This is a genomic window from Arthrobacter sp. NPDC058288 (genome assembly GCF_042880995.1).
Taxonomy (GTDB): Bacteria; Actinomycetota; Actinomycetes; order Actinomycetales; family Micrococcaceae; genus Arthrobacter.
This window is the reverse complement of record NZ_JBHVYH010000008.1, coordinates 81,568-101,892: the sequence shown is the minus strand read 5'-3', so window position 1 is coordinate 101,892 and position 20,325 is coordinate 81,568. Positions and strand designations below refer to the sequence as shown.

The 20,325-nt window shown below is 61.1% G+C and carries 18 protein-coding genes; 9 read left to right on the top strand and 9 right to left on the bottom strand.

The genetic code is table 11. The features are described from left to right. Window positions 1-7 precede the first annotated feature (7 nt). From ACFVWT_RS18685 to ACFVWT_RS18650, 8 genes are read right to left on the bottom strand one after another with little or no spacing between them, the layout of a single operon-like run. Window positions 8-1,255, bottom strand: a complete 1,248-nt coding sequence (locus ACFVWT_RS18685) for a Tm-1-like ATP-binding domain-containing protein (protein WP_390250424.1) — start codon at window positions 1,253-1,255, stop codon at window positions 8-10. A 2-nt stretch (window positions 1,256-1,257) separates the two neighbouring features. Beyond that, window positions 1,258-2,085: a phosphoenolpyruvate hydrolase family protein gene (locus ACFVWT_RS18680; RefSeq protein ID WP_390250422.1), complete on the bottom strand. Its 828-nt coding sequence runs from the start codon at window positions 2,083-2,085 to the stop codon at window positions 1,258-1,260. A 22-nt stretch (window positions 2,086-2,107) separates the two neighbouring features. Further along, a complete protein-coding gene (tpiA, locus tag ACFVWT_RS18675; RefSeq protein WP_390250420.1) occupies window positions 2,108-2,911 on the bottom strand; it encodes a triose-phosphate isomerase in 804 nt (267 codons plus the stop codon). Between the two features lie 2 nt (window positions 2,912-2,913). Beyond that, on the bottom strand, window positions 2,914-4,038 hold the full coding sequence (locus tag ACFVWT_RS18670) for a Gfo/Idh/MocA family protein (protein WP_390250418.1): 1,125 nt from the start codon (window positions 4,036-4,038) through the stop codon (window positions 2,914-2,916). 11 nt (window positions 4,039-4,049) lie between these two features. Further along, entirely contained in the window at window positions 4,050-4,856 is an 807-nt protein-coding gene (locus ACFVWT_RS18665; protein ID WP_390250416.1) for an amidohydrolase family protein, read from the bottom strand. Between the two features lie 41 nt (window positions 4,857-4,897). Beyond that, window positions 4,898-5,314, bottom strand: a complete 417-nt coding sequence (locus tag ACFVWT_RS18660; RefSeq protein WP_390250738.1) for a cupin domain-containing protein — start codon at window positions 5,312-5,314, stop codon at window positions 4,898-4,900. A gap of 24 nt (window positions 5,315-5,338) precedes the next feature. Continuing rightward, the gene (locus tag ACFVWT_RS18655) at window positions 5,339-5,971 is read right to left on the bottom strand and encodes an NADPH-dependent F420 reductase (protein WP_390250414.1); all 633 of its coding nucleotides are present in this window, start codon (window positions 5,969-5,971) and stop codon (window positions 5,339-5,341) included. 13 nt (window positions 5,972-5,984) lie between these two features. Further along, on the bottom strand, window positions 5,985-6,272 hold the full coding sequence (locus ACFVWT_RS18650; protein ID WP_390250412.1) for an antibiotic biosynthesis monooxygenase family protein: 288 nt from the start codon (window positions 6,270-6,272) through the stop codon (window positions 5,985-5,987). A 662-nt stretch (window positions 6,273-6,934) separates the two neighbouring features. Here ACFVWT_RS18650 and ACFVWT_RS18645 point away from each other — a divergent pair. The 3 genes from ACFVWT_RS18645 to ACFVWT_RS18635 all read left to right on the top strand — a co-directional run bounded on the left by ACFVWT_RS18645 (window position 6,935) and on the right by ACFVWT_RS18635 (window position 10,050). Next, a complete protein-coding gene (locus tag ACFVWT_RS18645; RefSeq protein WP_390250410.1) occupies window positions 6,935-8,221 on the top strand; it encodes an ABC transporter substrate-binding protein in 1,287 nt (428 codons plus the stop codon). Further along, a complete protein-coding gene (locus ACFVWT_RS18640) occupies window positions 8,214-9,164 on the top strand; it encodes a carbohydrate ABC transporter permease (protein ID WP_390250408.1) in 951 nt (316 codons plus the stop codon). Before ACFVWT_RS18645 ends, ACFVWT_RS18640 begins: the two co-directional genes overlap by 8 nt. Before the next feature lie 88 nt (window positions 9,165-9,252). Further along, window positions 9,253-10,050 carry a carbohydrate ABC transporter permease gene (locus ACFVWT_RS18635; protein ID WP_390250406.1) on the top strand — a complete coding sequence of 266 codons (798 nt, stop codon included), beginning with the start codon at window positions 9,253-9,255 and terminating at the stop codon, window positions 10,048-10,050. Between the two features lie 1,162 nt (window positions 10,051-11,212). Here the strand turns inward: ACFVWT_RS18635 and ACFVWT_RS18630 are convergent. Beyond that, complete coding sequence (locus ACFVWT_RS18630; protein WP_028271802.1) at window positions 11,213-11,872, bottom strand: TetR/AcrR family transcriptional regulator; 660 nt, start codon at window positions 11,870-11,872, stop codon at window positions 11,213-11,215. Window positions 11,873-11,994: 122 nt separating this feature from the next. On the opposite strand from ACFVWT_RS18630, the gene ACFVWT_RS18625 reads away from it, so the two are divergent. The 6 genes from ACFVWT_RS18625 to galE are packed head-to-tail and all read left to right on the top strand — an operon-like array spanning window position 11,995 to window position 20,314. Then, window positions 11,995-13,335, top strand: a complete 1,341-nt coding sequence (locus ACFVWT_RS18625; protein WP_028271803.1) for an ABC transporter substrate-binding protein — start codon at window positions 11,995-11,997, stop codon at window positions 13,333-13,335. Next, window positions 13,332-14,291: a carbohydrate ABC transporter permease gene (locus ACFVWT_RS18620; protein WP_028271804.1), complete on the top strand. Its 960-nt coding sequence runs from the start codon at window positions 13,332-13,334 to the stop codon at window positions 14,289-14,291. Before ACFVWT_RS18625 ends, ACFVWT_RS18620 begins: the two co-directional genes overlap by 4 nt. Beyond that, window positions 14,288-15,193 carry a carbohydrate ABC transporter permease gene (locus ACFVWT_RS18615; protein WP_028271805.1) on the top strand — a complete coding sequence of 302 codons (906 nt, stop codon included), beginning with the start codon at window positions 14,288-14,290 and terminating at the stop codon, window positions 15,191-15,193. The genes ACFVWT_RS18620 and ACFVWT_RS18615 overlap by 4 nt, the downstream gene beginning before the upstream one ends. Beyond that, window positions 15,190-18,321 carry a glycoside hydrolase family 2 TIM barrel-domain containing protein gene (locus ACFVWT_RS18610; protein WP_390250403.1) on the top strand — a complete coding sequence of 1,044 codons (3,132 nt, stop codon included), beginning with the start codon at window positions 15,190-15,192 and terminating at the stop codon, window positions 18,319-18,321. Before ACFVWT_RS18615 ends, ACFVWT_RS18610 begins: the two co-directional genes overlap by 4 nt. Next, a complete protein-coding gene (locus ACFVWT_RS18605) occupies window positions 18,318-19,295 on the top strand; it encodes an aldose 1-epimerase family protein (protein ID WP_321201500.1) in 978 nt (325 codons plus the stop codon). The genes ACFVWT_RS18610 and ACFVWT_RS18605 overlap by 4 nt, the downstream gene beginning before the upstream one ends. After that, complete coding sequence (galE, locus tag ACFVWT_RS18600; RefSeq protein WP_028271808.1) at window positions 19,292-20,314, top strand: UDP-glucose 4-epimerase GalE; 1,023 nt, start codon at window positions 19,292-19,294, stop codon at window positions 20,312-20,314. The genes ACFVWT_RS18605 and galE overlap by 4 nt, the downstream gene beginning before the upstream one ends. Window positions 20,315-20,325: the final 11 nt, after the last annotated feature.

Below are 20,325 nucleotides of genomic sequence, written 5' to 3'. Positions count from 1 at the left end.
GGATGGGTCACTGCTGTTGTGCTGGATGCGATATGCGGATGAATGCATCGGCGACGAGATCCGCGAATGCCGGATCATTCCCGTGTGTAGCAGCCGTTGCTACTTCGATGTCTGGGCGCAGGCGGCGTTCAAGCTCGTGAATAAAAGATTCGTCTGCGGCGGGGTCGGCAAACGGTCCTCCCTCCACCGCGTAGCTGTCGAAGCCCTTTGACGGGATGACTACGCAGGTAGGGCCGGTGGATTGGTTGAGGCGTTGTGCCAGTATTCCAGCAACATTTACCAGCTCGTCGGTATTGATCCGCACGGCTGTGACCTCTGCGTTGTGCTGCACTATCGGGCGACTGCCGTCGCTGAACTCCGGGGGTACGTTCGCAAGGGCACCAAAGTTCAGCACTTCTATAGCCCCGGGTACTACGACCTGGGGGAACCCTTTTCGCCCCGCTGTCCGAAGACGGTCCGGGCCGGCGCGGAAAATGCCTCCGTATGTCTCGTCTGTCAGTTCCTTCACTGTGTAGTCCACGACCCCGGTAATTACTCCTTGTTCCAGGAGATTTTCGAGCGCTTTTCCGCCGGAGCCCACTGCATGGAACACGATTGGTTCGAAGCCGGCGGCTTCAAGACGCTCAATGACGCGTAGCACCCCCGGTGTCGTGACTCCGAGCATCGTCACACCGACGGCCGGTTTTTCGGGTTGGGTCAGCACCGAGTGCTTTTTGGAAGTGAGCATTCCAGCCAGGGCGCCGGCGGCGTTGGCTAGTATGGGTTTCGAGATGCGGTTCAGACCGGCAATGTCGGTGACCGAATGCATGATGCAAAGATCGCTCGACCCCACGTAGGCGCTGACATCGCCGGAAGCCATTGTCGAAACGAGAATCTTGGGTACTCCCAGGGGTAGTGCCCGCATGGCGCCGCTGATCAGAGCGCTGCCGCCCGAGCCCCCAAGACCCAGCACGCCGTCGCAGCGACCTTCGTCGACGAGCTTTCGGAGCAGACAGGCAGCCCCGCGGGTCATAGTCTCGATGGCGACAGCCCGCGTGTCGGTGCCTTCCCGGGCGAACCTAAGGTCTTCGAGCCTGGCACCGCCGGCTTCGCAGACCTCCTCGGCGGTGACGTCGGGCGCAAAGCCCGGGGTTGTTCCCAGGATGCTGACATCGATGATGACAACGTCGATTCCCGCCCCATGGAGCCGCTCTTGTACGAAAGCGTATTCGCGCCCCTTGGTGTCGAGCGTGCCTATGAGCACTGCCGTTGGCATGCTCACCGCTCTCGAAGCTTCAGCAACCGAAATGCCTCGACTGTCTCCGTGATGGCCTTTTCTACCGGCAAACGCTCAATGCTCGATGCTCCCAAGAACCCGTCGACATCGACTCGGTCATAAACAGCCTGAACGTTTTCCGGTTCGTCAAAGGGCCCCCCGTGTGCCACGACCCATACGTCAGGCCGTGCCGCCTTTGCTGCCGCGGTCATCGCCGCCACACGTTCACTGGCCTCTACCAGGTCCGGCACGTCGCCGGCGCCGATGAACCCGCCCATGGTCAGACCGACGTGAGCCCCAATGACATCTGCGCCTGCGGTGGCCATGGCGGCGGCCTCCTCCGGTGTGAAGGCATAAGCAATCGTGAAAATATCGCGGCGGTTGCATTCGGCGATCAGCTCGATTTCCTTGGAGTAGCCAAGACCCGTGGCATCAATGTGCTGACGGAAAACCCCGTCGTAGATGCCCGCGGTCGGCACATTCGTGATACCGGAGTATCCGACCTCCATAAGGGCGGTAATGAGTTGATCGATGTTGCGATAGGGGTCTGCGGCCCCTATTCCCGCAACCACGGGGGCGTTCTTCACGACGGGAAGTATGTGCTGCGCGAGCTGCAGCGTTATGCCGTTTGAGTCCCCATAAGCGAGGTATCCGGAAAGAGACCCGTGTCCGTCCATCCTGAACGGCCCGGTATTGTAGGCCATCACTGCGTCAATGCCTGCCAGGTCTGCTGCTTTCGCTACCAGCCCGATTCCGGCACCACCGAGGATAAGGGGGCTGCGTTGGGCGACCTTGGCACTAAACCGGTCGCGGATCTGCTGTCTTGTCATAACGGCCATATTGTTTATCTGCCTAACTTTGAGAAGAGGCCATGGAGGAGCTCACGGCATTGCTGATTTCGATAAAGTCTTCAACTTGTAGTGCTGCACGACCAACGAAAAGACCATGTACTCCGGGCACCAGGGCGAGGTCCGCTGCGTTGTCGGCGGTGACGCTTCCGCCGTAGAGCACGGGAACAACCAGCCCGGCCGCAGGACCGTAGAGTTCGGTCAGCGTGTCACGCACCGTGGAGTGCATTTCCGCGATTTGTTCAGGCGCCGCAGGAACCCCGTTGATCCCTATCGACCACGCAGGCTCATAGGCGAGGAGGAGCCTCTCCAGGTCATCTGCGGTCAGACCGTTGAGTGCGATTTTCACCTGTCGGCGCACGGCCTCCAAGTGAGTTCCGTAGTGGCGGTCCTCTGCTGTATCACCGATGCAAACCAGGGGCCGCAGCCGCCAGGCGAGGGAACGAAGTACTTTTGCGTTGATGAGGGCATCGGTTTCATCGTGATCCCGCCGACGTTCCTGGTGGCCAATTTCGACGATCACGGCGCCGGCGTCAGCGACCATTCCTGCAGATATGTCACCAGTGTGCGCTCCGTTCTCCTCATGGTGAATGTTCTGAGCACCGATGTGAATGTTGCTGCCGTCAAGCTGAGCGGCCACTGTCGCTATCGCGGTGTGGGGTGGGATAAGGAAGTATTCCCTTCCCCTCTTGGCGGAACTGCTCACGTACTCCCTGAGATGTGCCGCGTATCGCGCGGACTCGCTCAGGGTCTTGTTCATCTTCCAAGAAGTGCCCAGCCAGAAGGGCAATACTTCCTTATCCCCCATCGTCAGATGCCCGGCTGCCCCGCTTTGGCCTTCAGGAAGGCTTCGGCTACATCGTCGGGGACCATTACGTCGATTTCTTCCCGCTCGTTCAGGCTACGGGCCAGGGCTTCCATCGTGACCGTGTTGATGACGGTCTCAGCCAGGCCCACGCGGGGCTTCACATCATTACGCACGACCTCGGCGACGTTGAGCAACTGATCCTGGAAGGCGTTTGACTTCGCGACGGCGTACCGGTCCTCAAGGGTCCTGAAAATCCGTTCGGGGTCCCGGTGGCTGGTAGGGATGGCCCTGCGGATCGAGATTTCTGTCTCGTCATAGATCGTCCAGGTGAAAGGCAGATAAAGCGTCCCCTTGTCCCCTGAGATCTGCAGTTCCTGGGTGGAATCGGAGATCTCACTTGCCTCGATCATTCCAACGGTGTCGTTTGCGTAGTCGATGAGGCCGATAATCTTGTCGCTGGTGCCGAAAGCGTTCTTCGCGCGTCCGAAGGCCGCGACACGTGTTGGTACGGCACCTGCTACGTGCGTGCAAGCATTGATGGCGTATGCGCCGATGTCGTACAGTGCACCGCCCCCCTGGTCCGCGCGGAACCGCCATGGACGGTTCGGGTCGTTCGGATCGATGCCCAGTTCAGATGCAAGATTCACGTAGGTGAAGCTGGCACGGACGTGGTCAAGCTTGCCCAGCTCGCCGGCGGCCAGGATGCGGTCGATTCGTCCGATGGCAGGATGGTGGCGGTACATGAAGGCTTCGGTGATGGTGGCGCCGGATTCCTTGGCCAGGTTCCAGACTTCGAGTGCTTCCGCCCCCGTGAGGACGAAGGGTTTTTCGCAAAGGACGTATCGGATACCTGCTGCAACGCATTGGCGGATCAGTTCCAGGTGTGTGCTGGGCCAGGTGGCGATAATGACGCCGTCCAACTGTTCGGAAGAGAGCATCGCTGCAACGTTGCCGTATGCCCTGCCCCACCCGTACTTGGCAACTATCGCTTCGGCTGCCTGGAAGTTTTCATCCGCCGCCGCTACGATCTGCAGTTCTTCCTGGATGCCCGCTGCGGCGACGCCGTGAACACCGGCGATGTAGCCGGCTCCGATGACCCCGAGCCGGACTGGGTTTTTTTCTGACATGGTTGTCTCTCTTACTTGATCAGTGTCCCGCGGTGCAGCTGTGCACGCGTGTCGAGGACTTTTTGGACGTTTCCAAAAAGGATGTTGTCTTTTTCCGTGTCCGTGATGTTGGCGTCAAGGACAGACTGCAATACCTTGCCAAGGTCGTAGAAAGGTGCGTCGCTCCCGAAAACGACGCGTTCGCTGCCCACCGCGGAGACAAGGGACTCAGTCATCCGCGGATCTGACTGGTAGGCCACGTCGAAGAATACGTTGGGCAAATCTCTGACTATTTCCACCGCCTCGGCCTGCTGCTGGGGGGTGAGGAACGCGTGGCCGAGAAAGATCGTGACGTTTGGGAACTTGCTGGCAGCCACGCGCACGGCACGTGGTGACTCCCCTGAGCCGGGATCAGGAGAGCAATGCATGAGGCAAAGAGCCCGCCGGTCGTCCAGGACCTCAAATAGTGGATCTACCCGCAGGGGGACGTCCAGGTAGTAGCCTTCCAGCATTGGATGGACAGAGATGCCTGCCAAATTCAGGTCATCCAGCAATCGGACGAGCTCCTCGACGGCCAGTTCCTCGTGCCTGGGTTCAACCAGGCCAAGCCCGGCAGGGAACCGTTGAGGGTGATTCCTGACAGCCTCCGCGACAATGTCGTTCATGCGCCGCGTGTTCACGATGCCTTCCGCCTGACGGTCGGCGGCGGCCGGGGACAACAAGGATTCAGTAACCCCGGCGGCGTCCATGCTTTGGATCATCTGCTCCACTGTCTGGCCGATATTGTTCGCCACGGTTTTGCCGATGTGTGCGTGTACATCGATGCTTCGGCGCATCATGATTTCTCCTGCTGGTTCACTGCCGCGCGCCTCAGCCGCGGTCATGCTTCTTCAACTGATGTCCGCATGGTCAGGGGTGCTCCAGCGGGTGCCAGCTCGTGGGCGTTTTCTGGGGTAAAGCCTTCGGGCCCGCCCGGGCTGTACATCACCAGCAGGTGCAGAGGTGCCCACCCGGTGTTATGTGAGTCATGGAAGACGCCTACGGGAATATGGATCGCGTCCCCCGGGCCGATCGGAATCCGGTTTCCTTCGCCGACGGTGAAAGCACCATGCCCGGAAACGACATAGACAACTTCGTCGCTGTCCTCGTGATTGTGCCACTCATGGGACTGGCCCGGGAGCACGATGACCTCGCCCAGTGACATCTTTGCCCCTTGGTCGGCCGTGATCAGCCATTTCGCAACCCCCCAAGGCAGGATTACGGACTCTACGGTGTTTGCGCTGTTCGAACTATTCATCATCTGTCTCGTGTCTGTTAGTGGTCAGTTCTCGGTGAGACCGGTGAACCGCCAGCCGGTCTTCATCGTGAAACCGGTGTACGTACGGTCCAGAATCAGCATGAGTGAGACCATGCTGTCGATGAGCCGCGCATTGTGGAGTGGTCCGCAATCAAGTACACGGTGGTTCAAGTCGGCGGCGAGTGCTGCAACTACAGCTTTAGCTTCGTCATCGTCGCCAGCGATTTTCACATCCGGGCGATTACCGTCCGCTGCGCCAGGTGCGTTGACGGTTGCCGCGAAGTTGTCTTTGAAGGCTGCAACGAGACCGTCGGTAGTCCCCAGCGCCTTCGCCGTGTACTCGGCACCGGCCAGCTCATTGCTCGGCAGGGCATCGAAGGGGTTGGATATGTCGATGATGGTCTTTCCTGCCAGGGCTTCCCGGTGCTCCTCAACGAAGGGGGCAACTGCTGTGAAGGGAATGGCCAGGACGACCGTGTCGCTATCGGCCAGGGCAGTACGGTAATCGCCGATCACCGCTGGTTCGTAGCCGAGATCTGCGTTCTTAACCTCTTCAGGGGAGCGGGATCCAATGTGGACCTGGTGCCCTGCTTTGGTCCAGCCCTCGCCGAGGGCGCTTGCCATGAGTCCGGTGCCCATGATCGCAATAGTGCTCACGTAAGTGTTCCTTTCAGAGTTCTTGAAAATGCTTGACGGTCGGCTCTCCGGCGAGGTACTCACCGATGAGGCCCTGGAACTTCGCAAAGTCAGGTGATGACACAAATTTCTCGACATGATCCTCGAGCGTCCGCCACTGGACGAGTAACACATATTCGCCGGTAACAGTTGACCGCGTCAGCGAGGACTCGATGTGGCCGGGAGCCGATTCAATAAGGAGCTTCGCTTCCGAAAATGCCGACTCGAATGCAGCCCCTGAACCGTCCTTGGTCGACAGTTGGGCAACTTCCAAAACACTCAATGAACCCTCCTCAGGGCAAGTGATAAGTAGGGGGTGAAACGGAAGGCGCAGGCTCCGTAACCTCTAGAACGCAGGCATAAATGACTTCAAAGCCCACAGGCCCTGTAGCGCCTTCTTCGTTCGCAACGCTCGATCCATCGCTGTGCTAAATGGATTTAGCCGACTATAAGCAGGTCCCCGAACGCGGGTCAAGAGGCTGGCAGGAAACTTTCATAATGGGCCGATAGCTCCGCACCCCCGCCTTACAAACCGGCCGGAGGCCCAAGCAACCCCCGTCCTGCCTATCCCTCCAGGGCCCCGATTCCGCCAAACTTCCTCGAGCTCCTTTCAACCCGCCTCAGTGTTCGGAAGAGGGCTCGGCGGCGCTTCCCTGCCGTACTACTTCGGAACTGAAAAGGCGGACCGAAATCTCTTGACAACCTAAGACGTGAGCTGGTTCACTCATTCTCGCCGCTAAATGCATTTAGCACCGCGCGGCCCGGCCAAATGTACGTCTGGAACCATGAAGCCTCGTCTATGTAGGCGTTCGCCGGGAACACGAGGCCCTGCCCAGAACGACCAGCACTGTCCCAGACAATGACGTGACAGATCCGCGTTGACCGCGGAGAGGGCACGATGCAAAGGAGCACGATGTGGGAATGAAAAAAAATGCACTATTTCGGATGGCGGCGCTGGCAGCCGCATCCTCCCTGTTCTTGGCCGGGTGCGCCGGCGGAGATGCCGGCGGGACGAGCGAGGGCCCATCGGGGGACTACAGGGCCCCGGAATCCAGCGTCCAGGCAAGTCTGACCATCTCGAATTGGGGAAATCCAGGTGATGAGGCCGTTTACGAGGCGGCCATTGAACGCTTCAACAAGAAGTACCCCAACGTCAAGGTCACGAACAACTTCACCCAGGTCGTCAACTGGAGTGATTACATCAACAAAATCCTGACATCGGTGGCCTCCGGCGACGCACCTGACATCATCAACATCGCCACCGAGGGGGTCGAATTCGGCCTCAGCAAGGACCTCTTCCTCCCGCTGACGAACTACGTCAAGCAGGATGAATCCGTGAAAGACCTCGTGGCCGACATCGACCCGAACCTTCTTGAGGGCTTCACCAAGGGCGAAGACACCTACCTGCTGCCCAATAACTGGAACGCCATGGTCATGTACTACAACGAAGACATGTTCGCAAAGGCGGGCGTTCAACGGCCAGGTGATGACTGGACATGGGACGAGTTCCTCGCGGTGTCTAAAAAACTGACCAGTGGACAAGGTGGCGAAAAAACGTATGGCTTTGGCCTGCAGAACTACACATTTGCCTACATTCCGTGGCTCTACTCCAACGGGGCGTCCCTAGCATCCGACGATTTGACCAAAGCCACATTGAACTCCCCGGAAACGATCGAGTCCATGAAGTTCCTTCAAAGCCTGGTAAAGGATGGCGTAGCACCGGAACCGGCAGGAACTGAGGCCAACGATCTCTTCACGGCCGGAAAAGTGGCCATGGTGGCCGCGCCGGCAAACCTCTCATCAACCCTGATCAAGGGCTCCCCGAACCTGAAGTTTGGTATTCTCCCCATGCCCAACAAAACCGAAAAGGCTACTGTTTTCGGAGCAGCAGGATTCTCCATTTACAAAAACACAGAAAACCGCGACCTCGCGTGGGAACTCCTCAAAGAACTGGGAAGCCAAGACGTTCAGAAGTCGTGGGCAACGCTCGGCACATCAAATCCGACAACTCGCACCGCGGCAACTTCAGAAGCGTTCCTCGGCCGGCACCGCGACGCCACGTACCTGTACGACACCATTGAGTACGCCAAGCCTGTCGCGGCCCCAGCATTCTTCACCTCGCTTGAGCCGGCCTTCCAGCGGGCACTTGCCACCATCCTGGCCGGTGGAGACGTGAAGTCCGAACTTGAGAAAGCCAATTCCGAGGTCGAGGCGACGGTCGGGAATGGCTGACCTTATCTCCACCGTCCGCACACGGCTTCCTTTCCGGGCCCAAAGCACCATCCGGAAAGGAAGCCCGTCCAGCCGCAGGGAAGCCATTACCGGCTACTGGTTCGTGGCTCCGTCCGTGCTGGGGTTCCTGATCTTTGTACTCGGGCCCCTTGCCGCAGTGTTGTACTTCAGTTTCACAAAGTACGATGTGATCTCGCGTCCGACCTACGTCGGCTTTCAGAACTACGTACGACTCTTCTCCGATGCCCGTCTTGGGACCGTCTACTTCAACACCATCATCTACGTGATCGCAGCCGTGGTCTTCATTAACGTGCTGGCCGTGATCTTCGCTGTTCTCATCAACCAGCGAATGCCACGCTTCATGACCGTCGTTTTCCGGTCCGTGTACTTCTTCCCATCCCTCGTCTCACTTGTCTACGTCGCCCTGATTTGGCAGGCACTCTTCCAACGGGATACAGGCATTATCAACTACTACATCCAGGCGCTCGGAGGGCAACCTCTGAGCTGGCTCACAGATGATGCCCAAGCGCGGTGGAGCGTAATCATCGTGGACGTCTGGCGGAACATCGGGTTCGCGATGCTCATCTACACGGCAGCCCTTCAGGAAGTGCCAGGCGAGCTTGAAGAAGCTGCCAAGATCGACGGCGCGGGACCAATAACAATCTTCCGCAAAGTAACCCTGCCCATGATCAGCCAAGCAATCTTCTTCAATATCACCATCACTGTCATCGGCGCGTTTCAAATCTACGAATCAATCATCGTTCTCACCGCCGGAGGCCCTGGGGACTCAACACGAAGCATTGTCATGTACATCGCCGAACGGGCCTTCAACGACTTCCAAATCGGGTATGCATCAGCGATCTCCGTGACGTTATTCGTGATCATCCTTCTGGTGACGCTGGTTCAATTCCGACTCCGAAAGAGGTGGGTGCACTATGAGTAGGACACTCGAGACGGCCACAAAGCCACACGTTTCGGCCCCGCCACGGCCGGATAAAAGGCGCGCACTCCCTGTAGGGCGCATCTTTTCCATGACTGTGTTGGCATTGGGAGCAATCGGCATGATCGCCCCGTTCGTCTGGATGTTTGTTACATCCTTGAAGTCGCCGGAAAACGCCTATGACCTGCCGCCAAACTGGATACCCCTTGAGTTTAGGTGGGACAACTACTCCCAAGCGGTCAACGGCCCGTTGCCCCTGCTAACCAACATGCTTAATAGTTCACTTATCGCTATCGTCACTACTCTTGGGCTCCTCATCACAGCGCCGCTTGCAGGTTATGCCTTTGCCAGGCTGAAATTTCCTGGTCAGAACGGGCTCTTCGTCATGTTGCTGGCATCTCTGATGGTGCCCATCCAAGTCACGGTGATTCCGCTGTTTCTTATTATGAGAAACCTAGGACTTATCAACACGCCCTGGAGCCTCATCCTTCCCTACGTGACAGGAGCCTTCGGCGTGTTCCTGATGCGGCAGTTCTTCCTCACCATCCCCAAGGAGCTCATCGAAGCTGCGAAAATCGATGGAGCCGGGCCTTGGAAGACCTACCGGCTGGTCGCGCTCCCTCTGGTCAAAAACGGCCTGAGCTCCCTGGGCGTCATCACCTTCCTCGCCAGTTGGAACGCGTACTTCCTGCCCTCCATCTTTCTCAACAGCCAAGGTTCGGCCACCCTACCCCTGGCCCTCGTCCTTATGCGGGGCCCGTTTAGTACCGGCCAAGTAAACATCATCATGGCTGCCACGGCCCTCGCCATCCTGCCAGCCCTGATCGTCTACGTCATCGCCCAGAAGTGGATCATTGAAAGCCTTACCCAATCAGGAGTAAAGGGCTAGTAAGCACCTGTGCTGAGAGGCCGACTTAGGGCAGCCCGGTTGAAGAAGCCCTGATTAACAAGATGCATCGATAGGACTCAGGACAACAACCTCTCAGGTCTCCACGCCTCTGTTGCTCCAACCAAGCTGATGACTCACGACAGTAGTTCGGTGCCGCCACTCTGGCGGCACCGAACTTGTCTGCTGTCCCGCCACGTGCACATTGATGACAGCGGGAAATCACAGGCTCCGAGGCCAGCACTGGAAGAGCAAAGCTGATCGCCAGACCACCTCACATATCCGGAGTGCTAATTGTCACCGAACCAATGTTCTCAACAAATGAGCAGTGACGACTGGGTGTATTTGGACATCGGTGATCGAGTGTCAGTCCAGCGTACTAACGACTACTACCGAACCGGATATGTCGACGCGATCAACGACGAAGCTAGCATTTTCTGGGTGCAACTGGACGAAGGGAGAGGAAGAGTCCTCTTATACGAGGGTGACGGGTCTCAAGTCCAGAAAACAGGAGATGATGGTCGGGGAGACTCTGCGAATCAGCATCGATAAGTCGTTGGCAGGTTTGGCCCCGTAGTAGGCCCGTACCGGCGAGTCCTGGCATTCATCGGCCACACGCCAGCGCGCCTTTCATCTTGGACCTCCGTCAGATCCGACTACACCCCAACCTGACGTCGGGGCGCCTGACGTGGGAAGACTTGCCCCGTAGGTGGAGCTCCGGCCTGGTTCTCAGACACCTGACGAACCGCAGGAGGTGACATCACCCGCCCCTTCGCTAAGCGACTTCCATCAAGACCTGATTCTTCGGACTATTTTGATAGTTCTCGGGCTACCGCAGCTCGGTTTCCTGCCCCTCCAACTGTCAGGGTGGGATCTGAGAACATCATGAGCCACCGTCAACAATGCGGAATTTCGCGCTATTCTGACGCCAGACCGGCGCCGCAACTTGCCCGCGCTCCCCGTCACCCTGTCCAACGTTGCTCTAGGGCGAGGCGACCTCAGAGAAACTTTTACGGGCAAGGCGTGCGGGAACCCTCACACGGCTCCTGCTTCGTGGCATTACCCGATAGCTACTTGACCGAATATCCATTCTCGGCGTTGCCGTGGCCCCGTGGCGGGGAACGGCGGCCGCCTCTATCGGGAACCGATTAGTGAAGCATCGTCTTCAAAGTGTATTCAGCGCTTCCACGGGGGTCTCGGTACCAGATGACCACCCTGCATTTTCTTCCGGCACAAGGATCAGGTCGAGGTAGCCCTTGAGGATGCCGGGCACGTCCACGGTGTCAGGATTGAGGAGCCACTCGGTTTGAATTCCTTCCCATAGAGCCACGATGGTAGGGCCCGCGACATCTGGGTCGACGCCCGGCCGAAGCCGGCCAATGCTCGCGAGGTACCGCAGCTCCCCACTGTATTCCTTCCGAAGCCGGGCGAAGCGTTGGACGAAGTAGTTACGGGCCGGGTGGTCCTCAGTCGTGGCTTCTCCGGAGAGGACGGAGTAGAGCTCTACGAGGTGGGGAATCCGCTCATTGTGTTTCGCCTGCCGCACGATGGTTTCGGCAAACCGCTCCCGTGTGCCCGGGGTGCTCGTGGAGATCCGGTCGCGGTACTCGAGCACCGCCACGAGCAGCTGAGCCTTGGTGGGGAAATGGTGGAGGAGCGTGGTCTGGTTGATCCCTGCCCGGTCCGCGACGTCCTGGATGCTGCCGCCGTTGTAGCCCCGTGACCCGAAGACCTCTACGGCGGCTTCAAGAATTTGCCGTTGGCGCTCAGCGGTCTTGGCGTAGGGGCCGCGCGGGCCTGAGCGTGCGTTCGCCTTCTTAGTCATGGAATCCAGTCTAGTTTCATTAAAAACTGAGCATCCACTCAGCTTTTGTGTTAGCCTTGTCACGTCGGGCCGCACGGCCCCGGCGCCGTGTCCGCGGCGCTGACCATAACGAAGTGGGACTCATGCCATCTCTGACACGACGACAACTCCTTTGCGGTGGACTCGGCGCCTCCGCCTTTGCCCTTCTCACCGGATGCGCCACTCCGGGCACTGTTTCCGTCAATGCCGCACCTGCCATTCCTGCGGCCAGTACCGGTGAGAAGGTGACACTCACGTACTGGTCTTGGCTCAAGAATGTTCAGAAGGTCGCCGATATCTGGAACGCGAGCCACCCCAATGTCCAGGTTGAGACGGTCTGGATCCCCAGCGGCAACCGTGGTGGGTACTCCAAGCTTTACGCCGCGCTAGCGGCGGGCGGCGGCCCTGACCTAGCGCAGGTTGAAATGCGTACCGTTCCTGAGTTCATGCTCGTCAACGGGCTCGTGGATCTCTCGCGCTACGGTGCCCGTGAATACGCACACCTTTATGACCCCGCACTTTGGAGCCAGGTGAGCTTCTCCGGGGGCGTCTACGGCATCCCCCAGGACTCGGGGCCGATGGCCACGTTCTACCGCCCCGACGTCCTGGCCAAGGTAGGCGCGGCGGCACCGGTGACTTGGGAGGAGTGGGCAGCCGTTGGGAAGGAACTCCGCGGTGCCAACGCCTACATCGACTGCTTTTCTCTCGCGGACACCTCCTACTTCGTCTCTTTCGCCGCACAGGCTGGCGCTTCCTGGCTGCGCCCAGCCGAGGACGGATGGGTCATCAACATGACCGACGACTCAACGCTGAACGTCGCGCGTTTCTTTGACCGGGCAATCGACGACGGCATCGTCACCACCGCCTATGGACCCTTCACCCCCGGCTGGTACGCGGCGGCTGCGAAGGGGGAGCTCGCGTCGCTCACGAGCGGCAGCTGGGCCGATGCCCTTGTGCAGAGCGTCAGCGGCGGAGCGGGCAAGTGGCGCGTGGCGCCCATGCCCATTTGGGACCCCAGAGGGTATGGCTCAAGCTACCTCGGCGGCTCCACCGCGGCGGTCCTGGCTAACAGCAAGCACCCCCGCGAGGCCCTCGAGTTCGCTGTCTGGATGACGTCCACGCAGGCCGGCATCGACGCCGAGATCGCCAACAGTGGCATCGGATGGTCGCCCGTGCCGGGCATCATCGGTGCAAAGCGCGAGAGGCCCTCCGACTTTTTCGGGGGGCAGAACTACAACCAGGACGTGATCGTGCCGGCGAGTAAGTCGCAGAACATGGACTGGTCTTGGTGGCCCGTCACCACGCAGTCTTTCAACATCCTGGGCGACGGGTTCCGCCGTAAGGCATCGGGCACGAGCCTAGTCGACACCGTAGCAGCCGCCGAGCAGCAGATCATGACCGCCTTCAGGAACAAAGGTCTGACGATTAGGAAGGAGCAGGCATGAGCGCCACGGCAGATACCGCACAAGCACATCCGTCAGCAGTCCAGCGGGAGGGGCACGGACGGGCAAGGCAGCAGCGCCGCGTCGTCACCCGTGCACCCTGGATACTGCTCGCGCCCTTCCTGGCGCTCTTTGCCCTCACGTTCATCTTCCCGATCATCGCTGCTGTCGGTTCGAGCTTTACGAAAGTGACCCGCAGTGGCCTCTTCGGCGAGACGGGCGTCCACTCCGGGTTTGCGGGGTTCGAGAACTATGCCCGCGCCCTCGGGGACGGTAGCTTCCTCGCCTCGATCGGCCGCGTACTGCTCTTCGGCGTGGTCCAGGTTCCTGTCATGATCGCCCTATGTACAGTCCTTGCGCTCCTGCTGGAGTCGGCCTCGGCTAAGTGGCCCGGGTTCTTCCGCGCGGCCTACTTCATGCCGTACGGCGTGCCGGGTGTCATCGCGACCATTCTCTGGTCTTTTCTCTACGTCCCGGGCCTGAGCCCGCTCGTGGACGCTGCCACGTCCGTAGGCCTCACCGTGAACTTCCTCGGCCCGGACACCGTGCTGTGGTCCATCGCCAACATCGTTACGTGGAGCTACACGGGCTACAACATGCTCATCGTCATAGCCCAGCTTAAGTCGATCCCCGGCGAGATATATGAAGCTGCGCGCGTGGACGGTGCCGGGCCCTTCCGTGTCGCGTGGACCATTCAGCTGCCGCTTATCCGGCCCGCTCTCGTGCTCACAACGGTGTTCTCGATCATCGGCACGCTTCAACTTTTCGCCGAGGCGCAAGTCCTTCAGACTGTGGCTCCGGCCGTCGACAGCCAATACACCCCGAACCTCTCCGCCTACACCACTGCCTTTGCATACAACGACTACAACGTCGCCGCAGCCCAGGCCGTGCTCATTGCCCTCGCGGCCTTCATCCTCTCCTTCACCTTCCTCCGGTTCACGAACAGGAAGTCCTCATGACTGCCACTCCCACCCTTAGCCGGCCCCAGAGCGTCGCCGGGGAGCCACCTGTGACGCGGCGCCGACGCCCGGGCTCCACAACGATTCTTGTCACGGGGCTGCTTGTCGTAGCCGCGCTCTACTTCCTGGTCCCGGTCTATTGGGTGGTGGTCGCTGCGACCAAGACCAGCGGAGACCTGTTCGCGACCAACGGTTTCTTGTTCGCGCCTAATTTCGTCCTATGGGACAACCTGGCGAACGTCCTCTCCTACGGGGACGGCGTCTTTGTGCGCTGGTTCCTCAACTCAATTCTGTATGCAGGGGTTGGCGCATTGGCCGCGACGTACTTCGCCGCTGCTGGCGGCTACGCCTTGGCCAAGTACAACTTCCGGGGCAACAGTCTCATCTTCGGGCTCGTCCTCGGAGGCGTCCTCGTCCCCGGCACCGCCACAGCCCTGCCCCTGTTTCTGTTCTTCAGCCAGCTCGGCATCGCCAACACGTACTGGAGCGTCCTGTTGCCCTCACTCGTCTCGCCGTTTGGCCTGTTTCTGTGTCGGGTTTATGCGCAGGCAACAGTGGATCCGGCGCTGTTGGAGGCTGCGCGAATCGACGGCGCGGGCGAACTTCGCATCTTCCACTCCGTGGGGCTGCGGGTTCTCACTCCCGCCCTGGTGACGGTGTTCTTGTTCCAGCTCGTGGGCATCTGGAACAACTACTTCCTGCCGCTGGTGATGCTCTCCGACTCGAAGCTGTTCCCCATCACGGTAGGTCTGAATAACTGGCTTAGCCAGGCAGACCGGCTCCCGGAGTTCTACCAGCTGACCACCGGCGGCGTACTGCTGTCTGTCATCCCGCTCGCCATCGCCATGATCGTCCTTCAGCGCTTCTGGCGTGGAGGCCTCACAGAAGGAGCCGTCAAATGAGCCCCCGTCCAGCGGAGGCCACAGCCTCCACCGCCTACGTCACCGACCCGGGCCCGGGAGAAGGACGGCGAGAACCGGCCCGTTCCTGGCTTCACACCGACGCCCCGTCCCTGTCCCTCGACGGGCAATGGCGATTCCGACTCCTCAAGGGAGTCCCCGGAACACCCGGCGGGCGTGGGGTGCTGTCCCCGGGGGAGGCCGCGGAGGCGATGGCCGCTGCGGAGTACGACGACTCTTCGTGGGCGTCGCTGACCGTACCCTCCCACTGGGTGCTCCAGGGCGACGGATCGTACGGCCGCCCGATCTACACGAACGTGCAGTTCCCGTTCCCAATCGACCCGCCGTTCGTCCCCGACGAAAACCCCACCGGGGACTATCGCCGTACGTTCGAGCTGCCCGACGGCTGGAAGGCCGACGACACAGGCGGCGAGAGCCGCGTCGTCCTGCGCTTTGACGGCGTCGAATCCCGGTACAAGGTATGGGTCAACGGCACAGAGATCGGATGGGGCGCCGGAAGTCGCCTCGCCCAGGAGTTCGACGTCACCGACGCCGTCAGCACAGGTACCAACACCATCGCAGTCCGCGTCCATCAATGGTCCGCTTCCAGCTACCTCGAAGACCAAGACCAGTGGTGGCTGCCGGGAATTTTCCGATCGGTGACCCTCTTGTCCCGCCCGGCCGATGGCATCGAGGACGTGTGGCTCCGGACCGGCTACAACGACGGGGCGGGGACCCTGGAACCGGAAGTGAAAGCGCCGGCATCGTCGTACCCTGTTCGCCTCCGCGTACCCGAGCTCGGCATCGACGTCGAGTGGGCCAATCCCGGTGATGTTGCACCGGTACCTGTTTCTGCCGTCGAGCCCTGGACCGCCGAAACCCCGCGGCTCTACGATGCGACCGTGGCCAGCAAGGCCGAGACGGTGTCACTGCGGATCGGCTTCCGCACCGTAGAAATCGTGGGAGACCAATTTCTGGTCAACGGACGCAAAGTGGTGTTCCACGGTGTCAATCGCCACGAGACCCACCCCACGCTCGGCCGCGTCTTCGACGAGGACTTCGCCCGCGAGGACCTCGCGCTCATGAAGCGCTCCAACGTCAACGCAATCCGTACCAGCCACTACCCGCCCCACCCGCGACTGCTCGAGCTCGCGGACGAGATGGGCTTCTGGGTAATCCTCGAGTGCGACCTCGAAACGCACGGGTTCGAGCGGCACGGCTGGGCCCGGAACCCGAGCGACGAGCCGATGTGGCGCGAGGCGCTCCTTGACCGGATCGAACGGACCGTGGAGCGGGACAAGAACCGTCCCTCGATCGTCATGTGGTCCCTCGGCAACGAGTCCGGCACAGGACAGAATCTCGCCGCTATGTCCGCGTGGGTGCATGCACGGGATGCGGGCAGACCAGTCCACTACGAGAACGACTACGCCGGCGCGTACACCGACGTGTACTCCCGCATGTACGCGACACTGCCCGAGGTGGAGACAATCGGCCGCGACGGCGACACCACACCGCTGCTGGGCTGCTCCCCTGCCGAGGGGGCGCGGCAGCGGACCAAGCCGTTTATTCTGTGCGAGTACGTCCACGCAATGGGCAACGGGCCCGGGAACATATCGCTGTACGAGGACCTCATCGCGAAATACCCGCGGCTGCACGGCGGGTTCGTCTGGGAGTGGCGCGACCACGGTATCGCCGCCCGTACCGCGTACGGCACCGAATACTTCGCCTACGGCGGCGACTTCGGCGAGGAAATCCATGACGGCAACTTCGTGCTCGACGGCCTCATCCTCTCCGACTCCACGCCCTCGCCGGGACTATATGAGTTCAAGACCGTCGTGGCGCCCGTGAGACTTGCCTTTGACGGGCTCGAGCCGGGCGGCAAGCCCTTTATACGGGTGACCAACCTGCGACACAGCGCGGATCTGGGAGACATGGTCTTTCGCTGGCGGATCGAGGACGACGGCGAACCAGTCGCCTCCGGTGAGCTCGCCGTCGATGGGCTCGACGGCGGCCCACTCACCCCTGGCGCCTCGGCCGCGGTCCCCCTTCCGGTGTCCGCCGAGGGATGCACTGGAGAGGTATGGGTGACCGTCGAGGCGGTCCTCGAGCAGGATGCCGGGTGGGCGCATTCCGGGCACGAAGTCGCCTCAGCGCAGGGCCGCCTCGCGTCGCCCGCGAGGCGCCCGCTGCCGTTTGCAGCCGGGCTCCTGGGCGGAAATTGGCGGCCGGGAGAAGGCGCCGGGCTCCTGGAGCTCGGGCCGGCAGTCTTCGATGAAGGGCGGCTCGTTACACTCGCTGGCCTCCCTGTGGATGGGCCCCGGCTTGAGCTGTTCCGGGCGCCCACGGACAATGACCGCGGCGAATCCCGGGGCGGATACATCGACACCGACCCTTGGGCACCAGACGCAGACGGCATCCCGGGTGTAGGAGCTCCCGGGCCTTCGTCGGCAGCGCGTTGGCACGCGGCCGGTCTGGACCGGCTGCACGGGCGTGTTGAGGCAGTCGAAGTGCTCGATGACCGTGCCCTCCGCGTGCGCACCCGGTACGCCGCGGCGGACCAGGTGCGCACCGTCACCGTCGAGGAGCAATGGATTCTCGACCCCGAAGGTTTGTGGCTGCGGGTGGACATTCTGCCATCCTCCGATTGGGACGGTGTGTGGCCCCGTGTCGGTGTGCGGTTCGGGCTGCCCGCCGACGTGGACGCGGCGTCATGGTTCGGGCTGGGACCGCACGAGTCCTACCCTGACAGCCTCGAAGCCGCGCTTGTGGGACGGTACGCAGCCGGGATCGATCAGCTCGCCGTGCCGTATGCGTGCCCGCAGGAGACCGGTCACCGCGGAGGTATGCGCTCCCTCGACCTGCTCCGGGGCTCGGAGCCGTGGGTACGGGTAGACGCGTTCGCGGACTCGCGGGGCCGCCTGCCGGGCTTCACCCTGAGCCGGTACACGGCCCAGGAGCTCGCCGCGGCCCGGCACCCGCATGAGCTGCCCGCGGCCACGCGTTCATGGTTATACCTCGACGCGGCCCAGCACGGGCTCGGCACTCGCTCGTGTGGCCCGGATGTCTGGCCCGAGTCCGCCTTGGCGCCGGAGGCGCGGACGCTCACCTTCCGCCTGGCGGCCTCCGAATGACCAGCCTCGTGATGTCCAGGATGAGCGCCGATACCGTTCCGATCTCAGGTAGGCAGACCACGCTGCGCTGCGGCCCCTACACCGCCGAAATAGCCAGCGTCGGTGCATCGTTACGCTCCTTGCGCTACAACGGCAGGGACCTGATTCTCCCCTTTTCGGAACATCAGGTCCGCCCCGCCTACCGAGGGGCAGTATTGGTGCCTTGGCCTAACAGGGTTATCGCGGGACGGTATGAATTCGAAGGCGTGGAATACCAGCTCGGTATCAACGAACCGAGCCGGGGCCACGCACTTCATGGCCTATTGGCCTGGGAAGACTGGTGCCCGGTTAAATCCGACGAGTCCTCGGCCATTCTGTCCACCGTCGTTCAAGCGAGGAGCGGTTACCCCTTCCGCCTGGACGTACAGGTGTCCTACCAGCTGGACTTTTCCGGGCTGCACACCACTGTTACAGCCACCAACACCGGCCCCGGCTCAGCACCTTACGGGGCCGCCGGGCACCCATACTTGGTCGCCGGGGAGGGCCGGGTCGACGACTGGATTCTCGAGCTGCCCGCACGAAAAGTGCAGCAAGTCACCCCGGACCTTTTGATACCTACAGGAGTTAGCGACGTTTCAGAGGACCGACACTACGACTTTGTTGCCCCCCGCCCCATCGGTTCCATAACACTCGACCATGCCTTCACTGATCTCGTACGTGACAACGAAGGTTACTCAACCGCACGCCTGACTACATGGGACGGGTCCGGAACTTCGATGACATGGGGTCGGGACTGCCCCTGGGTGCAGATACACACAGCCGACCTCCCAGATGCGGAATCCAGCAGAGCCGGCCTGGCAGTAGAACCAATGACCTGTCCGCCTAATGCCTTCAACACCAGGACAGACCTCATAGTCCTCCTCCCGGGGCAGAGTCATACCGCGAGCTGGAACATCGAAGCGATACCAGCCAACCCAACCCACACCCGCTCATGAAAATCCTGGTCACAGGGGGCACGGGCTACATCGGTTCCCACACCGTTCTTTCCCTGCAGGAAGCCGGCCACGACGTGGTCGTCATCGACAACCTGGTCAACTCCAGCGAGGAATCGCTGCGCCGCGTAGCGGAACTCAGCGGCAAGACCGCAGAGTTCCACCACGTCGACCTCGTGAACGAGGCAGCCATCGACAAGGTCTTTGCCGGCGCAGCCATCGACGCCGTCATCCACTTCGCTGGCCTCAAAGCGGTGGGCAAATCTGTGCGGGAGCCGTTGAAGTACTACTACAACAACCTTGTAGGCACTCTGAACCTGATCCGCGTCATGGACAGGCATGACGTCCGCTCCATCGTCTTCAGCTCCTCCGCCACCGTCTACGGCGAACGCAACCCCATCCCCTATGTGGAAAAGATGGAGATCGGGGCCAACAACCCCTACGGGCGCACCAAGGAACAGATCGAGGACATCCTCTCCGACCTCGGCGCTGCCGACCCGCGCTGGCACATAGCCCTGCTGCGCTATTTCAACCCGGTGGGTGCACACCCATCCGGACGGATTGGCGAGGACCCGCAGGGTATCCCCAACAATCTGGTGCCGTTCATCGCCCAAGTGGCCGTGGGCCGCCGCGACAAGCTCATAGTCTTCGGGGGCGACTACGACACCCCCGACGGCACCTGCCTGCGCGACTACATCCACGTGGTGGACCTCGCGGAAGGGCACATAGCGGCCCTGAACCATATCGCGGACACCACCGGCGTGTTCCGCTGGAACCTCGGCTCCGGCAAGGGCTCCTCCGTCCTAGAGGTCCTGCGCTCCTTTGAGAAGGCCGTGGGCAAGCCCATCCCCTACGACATCACCGGCCGCCGCGCCGGAGACCTCCCTGCCTTCTGGGCCGACGCCACCTCCGCGCTGGCCGACCTCAGCTGGTCCACCACCAAGACCGTGGACCAAATGTGCAAAGACCACTGGCGCTGGCAAAAGAACAACCCCCAAGGCTATATATCCAACCCCGAATGAACAATAGGAGC